The following is a 19,338-nucleotide window of genomic DNA, read 5'->3' as shown; positions in this document are numbered from 1 at the left end:
GGTGATCCAGTCAAAGCAGGTGATCATCCTGATGCTAAAAGTGTATTTGACTTAGAATCAGTACGCCTATTGCAACTAATTACTAAGCTAAATCAAGGGGTTGATTTCAATGATAAGCCCCTTACTGATCAAGCAACTGATTTATTTACTGGTGCAGCGGTAGACCCCCAGCTCAAGAGTTGGTCAGGCTTACAGAGTCGGTTTGAACGGAAACTAGAGGCGGGAGCACAGTTTTTTCAAAGTCAGCTCATTTGTGATTTTGATCGCCTAGAGAAGTTTATGGTTCAGATTGCTGCTGGTACTAATAAGCCAATTTTAGCAGGGATATTTTTGCTCAAATCCGCTAAAAACGCTAAGTTTATTAATAAAAAAGTTCCAGGGGTTAATATCCCTGACGAAATTATTGATCGGCTAGCAGCAGCAGATAATCAGTTACAAGAAGGGATAAAAATTGCCGCTGAGCAAGTTAAGCTCGCACGGCAACTGTGCCAGGGTGTTCATATGATGGCAGTCCGGCGAGAAGACTTGATTCCCCAGATTTTGGATTTGGCTGGCATTTCGCCATTGCAGAAATCCTCTCCCGTTAATGACTTAGTTTTTAAGTAAGTAAATTTCAGGTCAATTGTTATAGCGCTATGCCCAGGGAACAGGGAACAGGGAACAGGGAATAGGGAATAGGGTAAATATACCTTTTTCTCTCCCCACCCTACCCAAACTTCCCAAACTTCCCACACTCCTCCCTGTTCCCTGTTATCTTTTCTCCTTTTAACTAATACTAAGAATCACCGAACTAACTACAGGGTATAGGGTGAAAAAAGTTTGACTAATGTCTGTGAATGTCTCAATGAGTGAACGCCTCTGGAGGGATTGTAAAACATTGATTAGTTTTGAATCCGAGCTAATGGTCATATCCTGGCGCAATTGTTCCCGGGAAACGGGTACGGGTTTGGTACTTATCCCTAGATACCTGATCACTTCTCTTTCTGACTTATCTAAGCGATTCAACTGTGCAATTAAAATTAACCTGATTGGCTCAGGAACAAATACCTCATTCAAGCTTAAAAATTTCGATACACTGCCATTAAAATATTTTTCAATTGTTGTCGCTACTAGATTTAATGCTAAGGGATTGCCTCGATAACGGGTAATCAAGGTTTCCCATTCTTCTGTATTTCCAAATAACCCGTTATCTACTAAGATTTTCTCAGCTTCTTCTGTAGGTAACCCCTTCAGGGTTAATGAAGCAGTAGTGTTATTTTTTTGCTCCAGTAACTCTAGTTGTAGAAATTTTTCCCAACTGATCAGCAGCAAAGCACTTTGGTGTTTTTCCTGTGCTACTCGTCTAAATAGCTGACCATAATCCTCATAGTTGGCTTGATAGTATCCAGCTATAGCGCCAGGACTTAGAATCTGCTCTGCGTCATCCAGTCCGATCAGACACCGATGCTCTTGTAAACATTTTATCAAGCTAGAAATAAGAGCGTTGATGTCTTCTGGTAAATTGAATGATTGCTGGTGAGATAGGAATTGAATCAGCTCTACTAGCAGTTGTTTCAGGGGTGGAGCATGGCGCAGATTACGCCAAATAATATACTCAAATTCCCCTTGAAGGTTGTTTGCAAGTTTGACAGCAAGAGTGGTTTTACCAATCCCTCCTATACCGAGAATCCCTACTAGTGAGTATTGCTTTTTACTAATCCATTGCTGCAGTTGATTGACTTCATTAGTGCGTCCATAGAAAGCATAAATTTCTGGTGCTTCCCCCCAATCGTGGTGGTACTGAGGCATTTTGTATCCTGCAACTTCTAGCCACTTAGAGACGTCTTTCCAGTTAGTGAGGCTATTTAATTCTCGATTAGTTAGTGCTTCGACATATCGATACAATCCCCTAGTCAAGGCAACAGCGATTGAGTTAGAGCTCCGATGGAGAGTCTCAGCTATTTTTTTTGGGGAGTAGCCACAAAGCAATCCTCTCAAGCACACTTTTTCTACTGGTGTAAGTGTGGTTTTATTATGGGTTTCCCTCTGTTTTTGTTCGCCTATATCTATATATAAATTGTCTAAATCCCAGAGCTTTACTGCTTCTTTGAAAAGTTCATCTTCTGGATAAACGCACCCTGCGCCATTTGCTTGCCTTCCTTGAGATAAAACTTGTAAACCCTTACAGACTGAACACTGGATCTAAAGTTTGTATAACGACTAGTACACCGTCTCGGAAATAACTGACTAGTTAAAATCTCCTTGATCTGGCTTGTCTTTGCCCTGTTCTTCCTCTCCGTTAAACTGAGATCATGGAGCATTGTGATTAATCCGTTGGTGGGCAGCAGTGCAAACCCAAGGCTATGGCCAGCTTGGTGAATCGGTTTGCTTCACTGCCCACCCTACATCAAGCTAAGTGGGACAGGGGATGCGGTGCGAATGCGTTCGCGTAGCGTGACCGTAGGTCAATCGCGTTTTCACCAATTGTCTGGTTAACTCAATACCCCACTTTTGTCAATAACTGAGCTGATCAAGGGTTATGTGAGCGAGAGACGCTTTGATTTACCTGTAACCTCTAGCAAGGGAGCATTGAAGCAACAGTGATGGTAGTAGAGATCCGGGTAATGGTCTGGTTTCATCAAAGACAAGCTTTTACTATCTCTAATAAATTTTCTCTGATCTTGCTATCAGTATCAGCGCTAGAATCACTCAGTAAATTTAACAAATTTTCCTTAACTTCCTCTTCTTCTGCTTCCAGCTGTTTTTTCCCTTCTAAGTCTTCTAATTTTTGACGCCATTCTCTACGACTTCCATATGATTCCTTGCTAGCCTGTTTGAGCTTTTCGCTATAATCTTCCTCCGTGTCCAAATCAAAGACAAACATAAAATAAGATATATCTTTTGACATAATCTTATTGGCGATTGCTAAGGCTGATTCATCTGGAGCAACTTGCCAGACCTGTTCAAATACTCTACACAACTCATAAGCCATCGAATTATTACTTTTTTTATAGGCTTCCTGTATTTCCTTGAGTTTTTCACTTTTGCTGACAGTTGTCATGTTTATAACCCCTTCTTCTTATTTTAAGATGAAACTACGTTAGTCCAGCACCGGTGTATTATAAATCATTGGGGGCTATGTGCCCAGGGTGGCGTCCGCACCTTATAATCCCCGTGTAAACCCGATCAGCGCCTGCATCCAGACCTAAGCATACAGCTAGGTTGAAGTCTGGTGATAGGAATGAATCATACTAAATAATACCGTAAGGGCGTCTGATCAAAAGCTTTTAAAAAGCTGATGATCAGACGCCCTTGTTTTTCCCAAGATTTATCCGGGGTAGAGTTCAAGCTTATGGTTAATAATTTCCATTCAAGAGGTCTAAGTTGCTAGGATCAGTAGCCAAATCACTCTCCTCATCTAAGCTGTAAACACGGGCTGTGTTATCATCAAGCAGGTTGCCTTGCTGTAATTCAGTACTATCGGCGGGTTCACCATAGCCATAGACCATGCTACTCCCATGGTCGAATTCCGGTTCTGGATTACCAAGAGTGGGCTCTTGGTAAGAATTGAAACCAGTTCCTGCGGGAATCAGACGCCCAATGATGACATTCTCTTTCAGACCTCTGAGCCAGTCAGATTTCCCTTCGATCGCTGCTTCTGTCAGCACACGAGTAGTTTCTTGGAAGCTGGCAGCAGAGATAAATGAATCGGTATTAAGGGATGCTTTGGTAATTCCCAGTAGTACCGGTGTATATTGAGCTGGCGCACCACCAGTGATGGCCATGGCGTCATTCACTGTCTCAATCTGCCGCAACTCCACGAGTTCTCCTGGTAGCATAGTGGTATCACCACCATCGTCTACCCTCACTTTAGAGGTCATCTGACGAACAATCACCTCAATATGCTTATCAGCAATATCAATTCCTTGAGACTGATACACCGACTGTACTTCATTTACCAAAAATGCTTGTGCTTGTTGCAATCCCTTTAAAGCAGCTTCGTAGACACCTCTTTTTTCGAGACAGTAGTTGAAGAAAATCTCTAAAATTTCATGGGGATTGGCTGGGCCATCGGTGATGGGTTCAGCGGTACCGACTTGCTGACCATCGGAAACAATAGCATTTTGCCCAGGCGAAATCGGGTAATCGGTCACGACTCCGTCTGACTCAATTACCTTGATATCAACGGTTTCGCCTTCTTCATAAATCACCTGGGCTTCTCCAGGACGTCTGGCCAATATACAGGCTTCTTTGGGTTTGCGAGCTTCTAGTAGTTCTTCAATCCTGGGCAAACCTTGGATAATATCCCCTGTCTTAGCCCGTTCAAACACCAGTAGTACCAGGTTATCACCCCGCTGCACCAAATCTGCCTTGTCAATTTGCAAAATTGCCCCCGCAGAAACTCGGTATGGACGAGCCAGTCGCAGGATAACAGAATCATCCGTCACCTGAACCACCTGACCTGATTCTCCAGCGGGTGTCCCTTCCGCTAAGGTGTTGGTACCAACGACCAAATCCCCTACTTTGACTGTGGCAGGAGACGTAATGGGGATTGTGACTCGGTCAGCATCCCTGACCACCAGCACTCGGCGAATGGCTTCTAATCCTTCTTGAATTCCCCGGATTTCACCAGCTTCCTTGCACTGAATTTCTGTTCGAGCAACTACCGCACCTGGAGGAATTTCGTCCCCATAATTTACTAAAATCCGGGTTTTGGTATTACCCCCTAACGGATCTGCATTGGTATCCCGGCGAACCACCAACGACTCCAGGATCACCAGTTGTAATCGCATATCCTCAGAGGCTTCATCCTCAGTACTGACTAACTCAATATCAGCACTCAGCTGGGATGAACTAGAATGGTCACTGCCAGCATCGGGGTTGCTCATTTCCAATACCAACTGGGTGCGGAGTAATTCCACCCCATCCACAGACTTGACCCGTTCTCCATCTTTATAGGGAATGCGTTGGATGGCTCGCAATTGAATCTGGGTTCCTTGGGTCCCTTGGTTGGAATTGTCTTGGGTATTAATGGACGCCTGAGAGGGAACCGCTGGTTCATCTGGTACAGCAAACTCAGTCACTGGCCGCAGCAGCAGTCCCATACCATCAGGTGTGTCAACTGCTTCTCCATAACACAGGTTTTCTACCGTTATCCCTGGCAAATCTTCCGAGCCGGGATAGATCAGGTGACCCTCACTAGTCATGGTCTCTGGTAGGTTCTCCACCAGATGAAATTCCCCAGGCTTAACCACAATTTCCCGGAGGATATCATTTTTTTGGACAACTTCCACTACACCTGACGATTGACAGAAGATATCCTTAACCACTTCTGTGCCTGCTTCCACATATTGACCGTCTTCCACAAGCAGCAGGGAAATATCTTTGTTGACCTCATGGCATTCTTCCGGAATCCAGAGTAAGGTACCGCCTTTGGTAACTTCGTAACCTTGCTTGGCTTTACCCCGTTTAGCCACCTCTACACCAGCATATTTAATAATGCCACCGGTTTTAGTGTAGTATTGGTCATCAATCAGTTCCGCCACCACCTGGTGGTTGAGTACCTTTGTGCCAGGGGTTGCCTTCAGGGAAAAGTGCTGATTATTGGCAGTGTGAATCACATATTGTTCCCGACCCCCCGTGCTTTCCATTCTCACCTGTGATTGATCCAAGCGGACGGAAGCTGTGATAATGTCAATTTCTCTTTTGCCTGGGGTCAGTCGCACCACACCACCATTGAGTGTGACTAATTTGGTTTCCGCCAGTACTGTGCCAATCTCTACAGTATCCCCATTTTTCACCACCGGTTCGGCACCAGGGGGTAGGTTATAGACGTCCCCAGATAAAATCCAGAGCAAACCGCTGCGTTGGGCAATCCGAGTAGTATTACCCTGTCGATCTGTTTTTTCCTCAGGGACTAAGTCGGCAAATAGCACTTCCCCGGCTAAGTCCGATGCCACATCCTTAGCCGCTTTTTCTGTGGAAGGACGGCTTTTACTCAGGGCTACTTCTGCTAACAGATCACCCTTGCTGACTGTTTGCCCATCACTGACTAAGACCAAGGAGCCCGCTGTTAAAGGAAAGGTTTTGGCAGAGCCATTAGTTGGTGCCAAAATCAGATCCCCAGCTAGTTCCACTTGTTGACGCTCGTCACCGTGGCGAGTCCTAACTTGGCGGGTACGTAGGCTTTTGCCAAAGTTTACTACACCCTTAACGGGAGCAGAGAGCTGGCGTGCCACTTCCCCGGTAAACACACCCCCTGTGTGGAAGGTCCGCATAGTCAACTGAGTTCCTGGTTCCCCAATAGACTGGGCAGCAATAATCCCCACCGCTTCGCCCAAATCCACCATGTGCCCATGAGCTAAGCTCCAACCATAGCATCTCTGGCAAACTGACCGCTGGGCTTCACAGGTTAGAGGCGATCGCACCATTACCTCTTTAATACCAGACGATTCAATCTCTTTGGCTAGTTGATCAGATACATCTTGGTTTTGTTTAGCAATTACTTTCCCGGTTTTTGGATGAACCAATTCCTCTGCTACAATTCGACCTAAGAGCTTATCCGCTAGGGAAATTAAAATGCGATCGCCGTCAGTCATGGCTGCGATTTTGATGCCCCGACTGGTGCCACAATCAAGGTCTCGTACAATCACGTCCTGGGAAACATCCACCAGACGACGGGTGAGGTAACCAGAGTCAGCCGTTCTCAGGGCAGTATCCACCAAGCCTTTGCGGGCTCCGTAGGATGAGATAATGTATTCTGTTACCGTTAATCCTTCCCGGAAGTTAGTCTTAATCGGTAGGTCAATAATTTCACCTTGGGGATTAGCCATCAGACCCCGCATACCTACCAATTGCCGCACCTGAGACAAGTTACCCCGTGCTCCGGAAAAAGCCATCATGTACACTGAATTTAGGGGGTTTGTGTCTTTGAAGTTACGGACGACCTCATCTTTGAGAGCCTCAGAGGTGCCGTTCCAGGTATCGATAACTTTTTGAAACCTTTCAACTTCAGTAATTTCACCCCTAGTGAACCGGCCTTCTGTGGCACGAATCATAGCTTCCGCCTCATCTAACATCTGGCGTTTAGCTGGTGGCACTTGCAGGTCATCTACACTGATAGAAACCCCCGCCTGGGTAGCATAGCGAAACCCCAGATCTTTGAGTTTATCGGCCATTTGGGCTGTCCGGGCACTTCCGTATTTGGTATACGCCCAAGAGATCAGCTTTTTTAACCGGCCTTTATCAACAATCCGGTTATAAAAAATCAAGTCTTTTTTAGCTTTTTTATCTGCCATGATGCTTTTGAAGGGGATGAAGAATTAAGAATTAAGAATTAAGAATTAAGAATCAATAATTAAGAATTAAGAATTAAGAATTAAGAATTAAGAATTAAGAATTAAGAATTAATTCTTTAAAATCCTACATTCTACATTCTACATTCTCTTGAATTTCCTAATTCTCAATTCGCGCATTCTCAATTCTAAATGCTTACCTTTTACCTAGCCCCATAGGGCTTCTTGAATAGTTTTGTTGTAGATGATCCGACCTGCGGTGGTGCGGATGTACTGGGAAATAAGTTCACCATCGGCTGTTTCCCTGACTCGCCGGTTTTTGTAGAGTTTGGTCACCATACCATCGGGTGAAGATTCTTCAGAAATCATCTCCGTGTCTTGTTCGTCTGTGTCAACTATGCCGTCATAGCGGACCCAAATATAGGCATGGAGGTGTACTTGCTTTTGTTCGTAGGCTTTGATTGCATCCTCGAGGTTAGCAAAGTAACGACCTGCTCCCTTGGTGGCATTTGGATTTTTTGCGGTTAGATAATAGCATCCCAAGACCATATCTTGACTTGGTGCTATAATCGGGCGACCTGTTGCTGGTGACAGAATATTGTTCGATGCCAGCATTAACAACCTAGCCTCTGATTGGGATTCTAGGGATAGGGGCACATGTACTGCCATCTGGTCGCCATCAAAGTCCGCATTAAAGGCTGGACAGACTAAGGGGTGCAGTTGAATGGCACGACCTTCTACCAAAATGGGTTCAAAGGCTTGAATTCCTAGTCGGTGTAGAGTTGGGGCTCGGTTTAGCATCACCGGGTGACCTGCAATCACTTCTTCGAGTACGTCCCACACAGTGGGATCTCCCCGTTGAATCAATTTTTTAGCTGCTTTGATGTTATTCACCAAACCCTGACGAATCAGGCGGTGAATCACAAAAGGTTGAAACAGCTCAATCGCCATCTCTCTGGGCAAACCACACTGGTGGATATGCAGGTTTGGACCGACTACAATCACTGACCTTCCAGAGTAATCCACCCGTTTTCCTAGCAGGTTTTGCCGGAAGCGACCCTGTTTACCTTCGATAATGTCAGAGAGGGACTTCAGGGGTCGATTGTTTGCCCCTACGACTGTCCGTCCTCGCCTGCCATTGTCAATCAGGGCATCCACAGCTTCCTGAAGCATCCGCTTTTCATTGCGGACAATGATTTCCGGTGCCAGAATTTCCTGCAACCGGGCTAGTCGATTGTTGCGGTTGATGACTCGTCGATAGAGGTCATTCAAGTCAGAGGTAGCAAAGCGACCCCCATCCAGTTGCACCATCGGTCGCAGGTCGGGGGGAATGACAGGGATGACACTCAGCACCATCCAATCTGGCTGAGCCCCGGTGCCAATAAAGTTGTCAATCACTCGCAACCGTTTGATGAGCTTAGCTCGCTTTTGACCTTTAGAAGCCGCAATTTCTTCTCGCAGCTTTTCTGCGATCGCGTCTAAATCCAAATCCTGTAGGAGTCGTTGCAGAGCCTCAGCCCCAATCCCCACGTCTACCCCAGATAGGTCTGAGTCTTCGCTATAGAGCTGCTCCTCAATTTCCAGCCATTGGTCTTCGGTGAGCAGCTGTTTATAGCTGAGGTTTTCCGCATTACCTGGGTTTAGTACTACGTAGGCGTTGAAGTAGACAATCTGTTCTACATCCCGCAGGGGCATATCAAGCAAAATACTGAGGTAGCTAGGAATCCCTTTGAGATACCAGACGTGAGCCACGGGTGCGGCTAGTTTAATGTATCCCATACGGTGACGCCTTACCCGGGACTCGGTCACTTCTACACCACAGCGTTCACAGACAATACCTCGGTGGCGCACCCGCTTGTACTTACCACAATGGCATTCCCAGTCTTTAGCTGGACCAAAGATCCGCTCACAGAACAGCCCATCCATCTCCGGTTTGAGGGTGCGATAGTTAATGGTTTCTGGCTTAGTCACTTCACCGACCATTTGACCGTTGGGAAGAGTCCTTTCTCCCCATTGACGAATTCTCTCAGGAGAGGCAATACCAATTTTTACGTAGTCAAACCGCTGTTCTATTTGGCTTCTCATAATTTTGTCATTTCCCTATTCACAGACACTCATATAGAGCAACCTTTTAGGGTTGCTCTTCTTCCACCAACTCTTCCTGGTTTAGGGATTCATAGGTTGGTGAGCGTGGTGTTCGATGGCGTTCTGAATCGGTCATTAAATCCACTTCCATATCATTACTACTACCGTCTTCTGTGGTTTCGACTTTGTGAACAGCTATGTCGAGTCCTAAGGATTGGAGTTCTCGCATCAGTACCTTAAAGGATTCGGGAGTACCAGGTCGGGGAATGGCTTTTCCTTTCACAATCGCATTGAGAGCTTCGTTGCGGCCTTGCATATCGTCTGATTTAACAGTGAGCAATTCTTGGAGGGTGTAAGATGCTCCAAATGCTTCTAATGCCCAGACTTCCATTTCCCCAAACCGCTGACCACCTTGTTGGGCTTTACCCCCCAAGGGTTGCTGGGTGACTAGGGAGTACGGTCCGGTGGAGCGAGCATGAATTTTATCATCTACCAAGTGGACTAGCTTGAGCATATAGGCTTGCCCCACTGTGACTGGTTGGTCAAAGGCTTCTCCGGTGCGACCATCGTAGACAGTAATTTTTCCGGCATGCTCCGGATTAAATACCCACTCTTTATCAGGTTGCTCACTGGCTTCTTTAAGCTTGTTATGGACAGTGAGGCGGGATGCTTCTGCACCGTACATTTCGTCGAAGGGAGTAAGCTTAAATCTGACATTCAGGTGTTCCCCAGCCCATCCTAATAGACATTCAAATACCTGACCCACATTCATGCGACTGGGTACTCCCAGGGGGTTTAGTACAATATCTACAGGTGTACCATCGGGCAGGTAGGGCATATCTTCGATGGGCAAAATCCGGGAAATAATTCCCTTATTGCCGTGACGACCTGCCATTTTGTCACCAACCTGGATTTTACGCTTCTGAGCCACATATACACGCACTACCATGTTGGCTCCCGGTGGCAGTTCATCCCCTTGCTCTCTGGTAAATACCCGCACATCTACCACACGCCCTTTTTCACCATTGGGGACTCGCAGAGAATTGTCCCGTACATCCCTAGCTTTTTCCCCAAATATAGCTCGCAACAGTTTTTCTTCTGGTGGCTGGTCTGATTCCCCCTTGGGAGTAACTTTCCCCACCAAGATATCCCCAGCTTCTACCCAGGCTCCAATCCGAATGATCCCGGTTTCATCTAACTGACGCAGGGCATCTTCCCCCACATTGGGAATTTCTCGGGTTATTTCTTCCGGACCTAGTTTAGTCTGTCGCGCTTCTATTTCATACTTTTCAACGTGAATACTTGTGTAGACATCATCGTAAACTAGCCGTTCACTAACCAGGATGGCATCTTCGTAGTTATAGCCTTCCCAAGGCATATAAGCGACTAGAATATTTTGTCCGAGGGCGATTTCACCCCCTTCTGTAGCCGAGCCATCTGCCAGTACCTGACCCCCCACAACTTCATCTCCTACATACACCAAGGGTCGTTGATTTAAGCAGGTATCTTGGTTAGAGCGCTGATACTTTTGGAGGGAGTATTCAATAATTGCTGGGGTTTCTTTTGGTTGAACAGGGCTAGGAAATTCTAACTCATTCTCATTGCCCTTTTCCCCTGGCAGGGCTGGCGTATCTGTGGTGGTTGGATAAGGCTGTAACCGAATTGTGTTGGCATCGACATACACCACCTCACCATCACTGGCAGCCACCACGACCATACCTGAGTCCCGAGCCGCCTGGGCTTCCAATCCTGTTCCCACTAAGGGGCGCTCAGGTCGAAGCAATGGCACAGCTTGCCGCTGCATATTTGAGCCCATCAGAGCTCGGTTGGCATCATCATGTTCTAAGAAGGGAATTAGAGAGGTGGCAACAGAGATAATTTGCACTGGTGATACCGCCACATAGTCCACTTGGTCAGGGGTGGTGGTGGTGAATTCTTGTCGATATCGGACTGGTACAGACTCTCCCAGGATGTAACCTTCCTGATCTAAGGCAATATCTCCTGGTGCTACCCTCAGGTCATCTTCTTCATCTGCAGTCATGTACAAGGGCGGTCGGTCTTTTAGGACTCGCCCATTTTCTACTGGGTAAGAAGGAGTTTCAATAAAACCATAATTATTCACCCGAGCGTGGGTTGCCAAGGAGCCAATCAGACCTGCGTTGGGACCTTCTGGAGTTTCAATGGGGCAAATTCTGCCATAGTGAGATGGATGAATATCCCGCACTGCAAAACCTGCCCGTTCGCGAGTTAACCCCCCAGGACCTAGGGCAGACAGACGCCGTTTATGGGTCAATTCAGCTAATGGATTGGTCTGATCCATAAACTGGGAAAGCTGAGAGGACCCAAAAAATTCCTTAATCGCTGCTACTAGGGGTTTGGGGTTTACCAATGAGGCTGGGGTAAGGGTATCGGATTCTGAAACGGTCATCCGTTCCCGAATAATCCGCTCTAGGCGATTTAGTCCCACCCGCACTTGGTTTTGCAGTAGTTCACCAACAGAGCGAACTCGGCGATTTCCTAGGTGGTCAATATCATCTGTGCTACCAATGTCAAATTCCAGGTTGATTAGGTAATCAATTGCCCCGAGTATGTCTTGGGGGGTCAATACCCTTACCGTGTCAGGAATATTCAGCCGTAGTTTTTTATTGATTTTGTAGCGACCGACCCGACCTAGGTCATAACGCTTCTGGTCAAAGAAACGGGATTCCAATAACTGCTGACCACCACTAACAGTGGGAGGTTCCCCAGGACGCAGCTTGCGGTAGAGCTCCAGCAGGGCTTCTTCTTCACTGGGGTTCCCTTCTTTGTCAAGGGTTTTTTGATAGTAGTCTGGGTGGCGCATAGCATCAATAATTTCACTATCACCAAGCCCCAAGGCTTTTAAAAGCACCTGTGCAGACAGTTTACGGGTTTTGTCGATTCGCACCCAAACTAAGTTATTTTTATCGGTTTCAAACTTCAACCAAGCCCCCCGGTTGGGAATCAAGGAGGCTGAGTAGGTACGACGTCCGTTTTTATCAGTTTCAGACTTGTAGTAAACCCCAGGAGAGCGAACAATTTGGTTAACAATGACTCGCTCAGCACCGTTAATGATAAATGTGCCTCGGTCTGTCATCAGAGGCAAATCACCGATGAATACTTCTTGTTCTTTGATCTCGCCGGTTTCTTTATTAATCAGGCGAGTATGAACGTACATTTGTACGGCATAGGTACTGTCTCGCCGCTTAGCTTCATCTACATCATATTTAGGATACTTCAGCCTGTAGTTTTCACCCAAGAAGTGCAGCTCCATTTTGCCAGTGTAGTCGGTAATCGGCGAGAAGCTATTGAGTTCTTCAATTAGCCCCTCTTCCAAGAACCAGCGAAAGCTAGCACGCTGAATTTCAACTAAGTCTGGCAACATATAGGTGGCTGTTGTGTAAGTCTGATTAGTCATGGGGTCTGTTCTTCACTCTTTTTAAGTCAGCGCCGATTTCGATTCCCTTCCCAAGGCAGTACTTGTACTTGAACAGTTCCTTAAAACTTGGGTTCGAGCTAATAGATACTAGATAAATAGATACTAGATCAACTGTTAGAATTGACAGTCCCACAGATAACGTAAACGTGGAATTCTTAAGCTGAACACCACCGGACCTCAGGTAACCCTAATCTAGGTTTTAGATGTTCATAGCTATGGCTTAGAGTGCCTTCTATCTTCCACTTTTTCTCGAAAGCCATCCGTGGGAATTTAAACCATGTCTATTACTAGATTGAAAGAAACTCAGGCATGGATCAGGAAAACAACCAAAACACTATACTGGACTATACTGGACTTGGAGTACTTGCTGCCGGTGCTAGTTGTGGTTTTTACACTTGTCACCGTCGATATGCCCTGTCCTACACATGGCTTGTGCTTAGCTGGAGGCTAAAACCTTTGTAGGGCTTGTCCTTTGGTTAGTCATATTCAGGATAAACCTGGTAGCATCTGTTCTCTTTTTTGTCAACCCTACTTCGGTAAACCTCTCCCAAAAGTACTATTCAAAGAGTCGGATTATTTCCTGTTATTTCCTCTTCTAGGTGTTACCATAGGTGTTCACAGCAAGCCTAGAAGTCGACCCATCATTCTCTTTCTACTGAACCATAGCAGAGTAGGGGAGTTGAGATTATCAAGAACCCACCTTCAGGTTTTCCCCTTTCAGGTCTGGTTGAGATTTACCCAATCCCTATTTGGGCAGCAGTTGCTGTTGAGAGGCTAAGACCAAAAAGCTGACAGGCATTTTGGGTGGTCTGAGCAGCCAACTCTTCTAGAGATATCCCTCGTAATCGGGCAACGCACTCGGCTACATAGCGAACATAGGCTGGTTCATTTCGTTTGCCTCGCTTGGGTACTGGTGCCAGGAACGGACAATCCGTTTCGATGAGTAGGCGATCGCTAGGTACCATGGTGGCTGATTCTTTTACCTGAGTGGCATTTTTAAAGGTCACAATGCCACTGAAGCTAATGTAAAACCCCAAATCCAAAAACCACTGTGTCTGTTGAGGATTACCTCCCCAACAGTGCATCACACCTCTTATTGGCCCGGTACTTTCCCAAAACTCTTGGAGTATGCCCCTCATTGCAGCAGCAGCGTCACGGCAGTGGATAATGACTGGCAAGCCAAGTTGGTGGGCAATCCCTAGTTGGGCTTTTAACACTTCTATTTGGTATTGTTGGTTCTTTGCTTTATAGAAATCCAAACCCGTTTCTCCGATAGCTACGACCCTAGCATCAGAGCGCCCTAGGGTCAAAATCTGATTTTCCGTTTCGGAAGTCCATTTTTCCGTATCTAAGGGGTGCAAGCCTACCGCGAAGGAGAGTTCGGGAAATCGCTCTGCTAGAGCTTGGATGCCTGTAAACTCAGACGGTTCTACGCAAGAGTGAACTAGACGAACCACACCAGCTTCAAGCCATCGGTGCCTTAATTGCTCTAACTCCGACTCAAAGACATCGAAGTTGATATGGACGTGGGTATCAATCAACTGCATCAATACAGTTTTTAATCTATTTATCTATTTTTAGTTTAATTAACAGCGGTTTTTGCTGAATTACTAATTGCAGCACTTAGCTAAGGTCAGCTGAGTCAGGCAATCTCATCATACAGCAGGTGATTCGGTCACAGTAGCTTTAAGTTGAGCCTCTATAGCTTTGAGCTTTTTGGCAAGACTTGCTTTTTTCCGAGCGCCATTATTGCGATGGAGCACCTTACGCTTGACAGCCTTGTCAATTTTGCTGTATGCTTCTGACATTCGACGTTTGACTTGTTCCAAGGCTTCCGGACTTGGTTGGCGTTCGTACTCTTCTAAGGCAGCACAATAGTTCTTCGTCAGGGTTTTCACCGCTGATTTGTAGGCTTTGTTCCGAATTCGGTTCCGTTCGGCGATTTTTATGCGTTTGAGGGCAGACTTGTTATTAGCCACAGCAGTCTTTACTTAACTTAATTTAGTTTGGGAGTTACCTCCCATAGAAAGTGGTATGATACCAGAAGTAACATCATACCATATATCATAATAAACTAGTATCAACACCCATAGCGTAACCCAAGCATCATCGTCTTTAAGCTATATTCTTAAAGTAAGTCCAGGAAAAATAGACACCTTTGATCAGGATAAGTGTATAAACCTGGTCTAGGACGAGCAACACTAGCGTGATGGGCACTCCGACTCCATGCTGCGAATCATAACTGAGCAGGCTGAGGCACAAACTGAACTGCGGCGTATCCGCGATCGCACGGCTTCTGACCAAATGCTGAACAAAGAGGCAACTGTAAGGGAAGTTTTACAGGCAGTGAAGCGTAAAGGAGACGTAGCGCTCCTGCACTACACTGAGGAATTTGATCAGCTGAGATTGAGTCGAGAACAACTGCGAGTCAGCGGTTCGGAACTAGATACGGCTTACCAACAGGTCTCCAAGGAATTACTTGATGCGATTCAATTAGCTGCTGGACAAATTGAGGCATTTCATCGACAACGAATTCCCAAATCCTGGGTGCAATTTGGTGAAGATGATGTGGTTTTAGGCAAGCGCTACACTCCTGTAGATAAGGCTGGACTATATGTTCCTGGCGGTAGGGCGTCCTATCCCAGTACTGTGTTAATGAATGCCATCCCAGCCAAGGTAGCTCAGGTTGACCAAATTGTAATGGTTACCCCACCAAGACCTGATCAAAGCATTAATCCGGCTGTGCTTGTGGCTGCTCAGGAAGCCGGGATTCATGAGATTTACCGGGTAGGTGGTGCCCAAGCAATTGCCGCCTTAGCCTTTGGAACCGAAACCATTCCCAACGTGGATGTGATTAGCGGTCCGGGGAACATTTACGTAACCCTGGCCAAGAAACTGGTTTACGGTATTGTAGGGATTGACTCCCTGGCTGGTCCTTCTGAGGTATTAATTATTGCGGATGAGGAAGCTAATCCAGTTCATGTGGCTGTCGATCTATTGGCTCAGGCAGAACATGACCCAATGGCAGCAGCGATTCTCCTGACCACTGATCCTCAATTAGCCAAACAAGTGCAGGGACAAGTGCAACAGCAACTAAAAGACCATCCACGACGCCTGTTGACAGAAAAAGCGATCGCTCACTATGGTCTAATCGTTGTTGTTGATTCTTTAGAAGCGGCAGCACAACTGTCTGATCAGTTTGCTCCAGAACACTTAGAACTAGAAATTACCCAACCTTGGGACTTACTAGACTATATCCACCACGCTGGGGCAATTTTCCTGGGTAACTCAACCCCTGAAGCAGTAGGTGATTACTTGGCTGGACCCAATCACACCCTACCAACTTCAGGTGCTGCTCGTTATGCTTCTGCCCTAGGTGTGGAAACCTTTATGAAGCACTCCAGTTTGATTCAGTATTCAGACCGAGCCCTCCATAAAGTGGCTGGTGCTATCGAGACTCTTGCTGAAGCAGAAGGTCTACCATCTCACGCTGAATCTGTGCGCTTACGAACTCAGCTTGATGCTGGGGGGTCAAAGGCAGTAGAACAATAATAGAAAAATAATCTAGTTAATGCTCTGCCGGTAGTCAGGTAGTTACTCATTCCCCAGAATGAAGAATTAAGAATTAAGAATTAATTCTTCATTCTTACTCTTTAGCACGGAAAATCCCAAAAACTGAGGTGAAGCCGTGCAAAAACGTACTACTGCCTACTGGACCAATTTCCCCGTTACAGAAGAAGCCAGCCAGCTGAATATCCTTGATGTAACGGTGGAATAGTTGGGAATCAAAATTAGGTTTACCGTAAAGTCCTTCTCCTCGCCCCAGACAGGAAAACATCAAAGCACCAGCAGCTTGAGTGGTGTTAGTTTGCTTTTGATAGTCCTCAAGAAGGAGTGCCAAGTCTTCCTCTGAAGTCTGAGCATCTCTGAGGTGGAACTGAATACGTTGACCGGGTCGAATCCGATCAGCAATAGCGATCGCACCAATCCTCGGATCCACACCTAACAGATTGCGGATCAGAAAGTCTCCCTGACCCAGCTGTTGTTTAAACTCATCTCGGGCAACTCCCACAAAGAGTGAATGTTGTGCCAGCTTACGGTCTGCCTCATCCATACTTTGGATTAACTCGCGCAACACCATTAATGGGGGATGGGATGCTGGCTCACCGCTGGTGATCTTGCCTTGATCGAGGGCTGTCAATTCCAGCAGGATATTCTGGTCTGCTTTAGCCACCTGATAGGTTTCACCGATAGGACGACAGCCTTGAGCCACAATGGTTTCTAATACAACATTGCCGCTTAGAGCAACCCCCACAGTTCCTTCATGGTAGAGAGACTTTGCCAGTTGGGTCTGGTCTTTCAGGCAAAACAAGCCATTCTTAACCATCATAGAGCCACCACTAGCCTGTCCTCCTACCTTGGCTGAGCCTGGATAAGCATAATCCAACCCTTGGAGCAAATCATTAATTTTAGATGACAAGGGATCAGAGAATAAAATAAACTGGGGTTGCTCTTGGGGGGAAATGCCAATCAAGTCCACCCAAGCATCAGGAGGACTATCCAAATCTGGCAAGGCGTCTCCAGGGATATGAAAGCTATGGACACTAACATCAGGCAAACAGGCTAGGCTGAGGCTTAGGGCTGGTCCTTCCTCAACTTCCACAGCCTGACCATTGGTGTTCATCCCAATGATGCCACTCCCACCACAACCAATCAGCACAGGTAAAGACAATCGTTCCTGGAGCAGGGGGATGAGGCGAGGATACTCACTGGCATAGGCAGATGAGATGAACACCAGACCCAAATCTGCTCTTGAAGGCAAAGACTTCTCAAGGCAGTCTGCCACTTCGGCCACTGCCGCTTCTAATGATGCACGGGTTGATAGAGCATTTGCCCACTTGATCACTTTAGCCATCTATTCTACCTAATTCACTCCCGATACCATTGCCTATTGAGGGGATTGGCCACTCCTTAAGGTTTTATAATAACGGTGAACTACCACAGACTTCCACTAAGCCTTACCTGATACTGAGAAGAGGATTGGTTGTGGTAGACTAAACTTAATATAACTTAATCTAAATTACTAGTTATCAAAAAGCTAGCGTTAACGGGGTTATAAACTGTTTTTCTTAAGGCGCGCTTTCCAATGGCCGGGAAACCCGGCCATTGGAAAGCGCCTCAAAAAATCTGTCTATATCTGCATAACTATGAATAGTTATTGCCATATTAGCCATCCGCTCTACTGCAATTTAAGAGTAACAATTCGTAATATAGTGGGTAAATCAGACAGGCTCCCTTAAATTCCCAGTTCCTCTAACTCGAAGTCCTTCCTCAAGTCAGCCATGGCAAGAAGGATAAGGGCTCAAGGTGAATTCCACCCCAACCACACTACCAAGTTAGCTATGTCAATATCTGTCGATTAAAGGGGGAATTTGACAATCCCCGGTCATTAGACGCGGGGATTCGTTAAGAATCCGTAATCGAATCTTACAGGCGTAGTCAATGCGCCCCTACTGAGTTCCACTTGGTCCAAGCCTTGGGTTCCCGCTACTTTTTTTTGTTGGTTATGCTTTCTAGGTACTACCACGCTTGCCAGTGCGGTACGCTCTGCTTAAAGTTACCGTAAGAATAAAGAAGCCTTAATAACAAAGATTTAACCCTTCTATGCATAGCCGACTAACCATAAAGGCTTCTTTATTCTAAGGTTTCGTCAAAGATCTGCAATTATTTACCCGTTCACAAGAGGTGCGACCCGAAGGTGCGACCCAAGGGCGAGTAAATCGCCCTTGGGTCGCACCTTGAGCGAATTTAATTCGCCGAACGCGCCCCGCGTCTCCTACGGAGAACGGAAAGCGCACCTGAGGATTAACGCAATGCAATCAAAGAGGGTCGGCATTTCTGAGGTACTAGAATCGCTTCATCACGTAGGCGTTTACCATTACTCACTTCACCATTGTAGTTTTCATGACGGCAGTTAAAACTGCCGCGTCGCGTTTCCTCCCGGAGACGAAACCTTAGAATAGGGTTTGAAGTCTCCGTAAGGATAGGGTCGCCTTATTACAAGAGACTTAACCCTATTTTGCATGACCTACAAACAGAAAAACATCAAGCGAGAGTTAGCCACTTAATTTATTGAGTGGGCGGCGTTCGCGTAGCGTGGCCAAAGGCCAGCGTACCGGGATTTATCCCGGCCATCGTGCTATAATGAAAGTACGAGTAAGGACAAGGTTGGTTGCGTTGATTTTTTGCGCTTTTCGGTTAAATTCCGGCCAGTAAGAGACGGGGAAATCCTACTCCTCAAGGCACAGGCAAGTGATAGCAGCAAAAAGTAGCAATTTATCGCCCTAATTTGTTGGTACAACCACTCTGAAAGGTTTTTACGTTAAAAGTAGCTCCACAGGTTGACTCTTTGTTGATCCGTTCGCGTAGCGTGGCCTACGGCCAGGGAAGTAAGGCGTTTTTGAGTGCGCCACAACAGTATAGTTTGGATTTTCGTCTAAATCTTACTGTAAGCAGTGTCGT

11 protein-coding genes are annotated in these 19,338 nt (G+C 46.3%); 3 read left to right on the top strand and 8 right to left on the bottom strand.

What is annotated here, in order from left to right; genetic code table 11:
* On the top strand, positions 1–606 hold a 606-nt coding region (locus tag F6K37_RS13090), incomplete at its 5' end, for a methylenetetrahydrofolate reductase (RefSeq protein WP_287250645.1).
* A 159-nt stretch (positions 607–765) separates the two neighbouring features.
* On the opposite strand, the gene F6K37_RS13085 is transcribed toward F6K37_RS13090, so the two are convergent.
* The 5 genes from F6K37_RS13085 to rpoB form a co-directional block, all read right to left on the bottom strand.
* Positions 766–1,983 carry an NB-ARC domain-containing protein gene (locus tag F6K37_RS13085; RefSeq protein ID WP_287250643.1) on the bottom strand — a complete coding sequence of 406 codons (1,218 nt, stop codon included), beginning with the start codon at positions 1,981–1,983 and terminating at the stop codon, positions 766–768.
* Positions 1,984–2,617: 634 nt separating this feature from the next.
* Positions 2,618–3,040: a hypothetical protein gene (locus tag F6K37_RS13080; RefSeq protein WP_008185298.1), complete on the bottom strand. Its 423-nt coding sequence runs from the start codon at positions 3,038–3,040 to the stop codon at positions 2,618–2,620.
* Between the two features lie 295 nt (positions 3,041–3,335).
* Positions 3,336–7,277 carry a DNA-directed RNA polymerase subunit beta' gene (locus tag F6K37_RS13075; RefSeq protein ID WP_008185299.1) on the bottom strand — a complete coding sequence of 1,314 codons (3,942 nt, stop codon included), beginning with the start codon at positions 7,275–7,277 and terminating at the stop codon, positions 3,336–3,338.
* Between the two features lie 204 nt (positions 7,278–7,481).
* Positions 7,482–9,359, bottom strand: coding sequence for a DNA-directed RNA polymerase subunit gamma (locus F6K37_RS13070; RefSeq protein ID WP_008185301.1), 1,878 nt, complete (start codon positions 9,357–9,359; stop codon positions 7,482–7,484).
* A gap of 46 nt (positions 9,360–9,405) precedes the next feature.
* On the bottom strand, positions 9,406–12,795 hold the full coding sequence (gene rpoB / locus F6K37_RS13065; protein WP_008185303.1) for a DNA-directed RNA polymerase subunit beta: 3,390 nt from the start codon (positions 12,793–12,795) through the stop codon (positions 9,406–9,408).
* Between the two features lie 298 nt (positions 12,796–13,093).
* Here rpoB and F6K37_RS13060 point away from each other — a divergent pair, with 298 nt between their 5' ends.
* On the top strand, positions 13,094–13,267 hold the full coding sequence (locus tag F6K37_RS13060) for a hypothetical protein (protein ID WP_229414524.1): 174 nt from the start codon (positions 13,094–13,096) through the stop codon (positions 13,265–13,267).
* Between the two features lie 283 nt (positions 13,268–13,550).
* Here F6K37_RS13060 and F6K37_RS13055 read toward each other — a convergent pair whose 3' ends face one another.
* Entirely contained in the window at positions 13,551–14,363 is an 813-nt protein-coding gene (locus F6K37_RS13055; protein ID WP_008185306.1) for a TatD family hydrolase, read from the bottom strand.
* Between the two features lie 108 nt (positions 14,364–14,471).
* Complete coding sequence (gene rpsT, locus F6K37_RS13050) at positions 14,472–14,795, bottom strand: 30S ribosomal protein S20 (RefSeq protein ID WP_287250639.1); 324 nt, start codon at positions 14,793–14,795, stop codon at positions 14,472–14,474.
* A gap of 247 nt (positions 14,796–15,042) precedes the next feature.
* On the opposite strand from rpsT, the gene hisD reads away from it, so the two are divergent.
* Positions 15,043–16,368: a histidinol dehydrogenase gene (gene hisD, locus F6K37_RS13045; protein WP_287250637.1), complete on the top strand. Its 1,326-nt coding sequence runs from the start codon at positions 15,043–15,045 to the stop codon at positions 16,366–16,368.
* Between the two features lie 94 nt (positions 16,369–16,462).
* Here the strand turns inward: hisD and F6K37_RS13040 are convergent, their stop codons facing one another.
* Positions 16,463–17,731, bottom strand: a complete 1,269-nt coding sequence (locus F6K37_RS13040) for an FIST signal transduction protein (RefSeq protein ID WP_008185313.1) — start codon at positions 17,729–17,731, stop codon at positions 16,463–16,465.
* Positions 17,732–19,338 lie beyond the last annotated feature (1,607 nt).

The organism is Moorena sp. SIO4E2, assembly GCF_010671945.1.
Classification (GTDB): Bacteria; Cyanobacteriota; Cyanobacteriia; order Cyanobacteriales; family Coleofasciculaceae; genus Moorena; species Moorena producens.
The sequence above is the reverse complement of the archived record's forward strand: the minus strand, read 5'-3'. Positions and strand labels throughout refer to the sequence as shown.

Bases quoted from the DNA above. Each gene is read 5' to 3' on its own strand.
- F6K37_RS13080 (WP_008185298.1), bottom strand. From the start codon at position 3,040: ATGACAACTGTCAGCAAAAGTGAAAAACTCAAGGAAATACAGGAAGCC.
- F6K37_RS13075 (WP_008185299.1), bottom strand. From the start codon at position 7,277: ATGGCAGATAAAAAAGCTAAAAAAGACTTGATTTTTTATAACCGGATT.
- F6K37_RS13070 (WP_008185301.1), bottom strand. From the start codon at position 9,359: ATGAGAAGCCAAATAGAACAGCGGTTTGACTACGTAAAAATTGGTATT.
- rpoB (WP_008185303.1), bottom strand. From the start codon at position 12,795: ATGACTAATCAGACTTACACAACAGCCACCTATATGTTGCCAGACTTA.
- F6K37_RS13060 (WP_229414524.1), top strand. From the start codon at position 13,094: ATGTCTATTACTAGATTGAAAGAAACTCAGGCATGGATCAGGAAAACA.
- F6K37_RS13055 (WP_008185306.1), bottom strand. From the start codon at position 14,363: ATGCAGTTGATTGATACCCACGTCCATATCAACTTCGATGTCTTTGAG.
- hisD (WP_287250637.1), top strand. From the start codon at position 15,043: ATGCTGCGAATCATAACTGAGCAGGCTGAGGCACAAACTGAACTGCGG.
- F6K37_RS13040 (WP_008185313.1), bottom strand. From the start codon at position 17,731: ATGGCTAAAGTGATCAAGTGGGCAAATGCTCTATCAACCCGTGCATCA.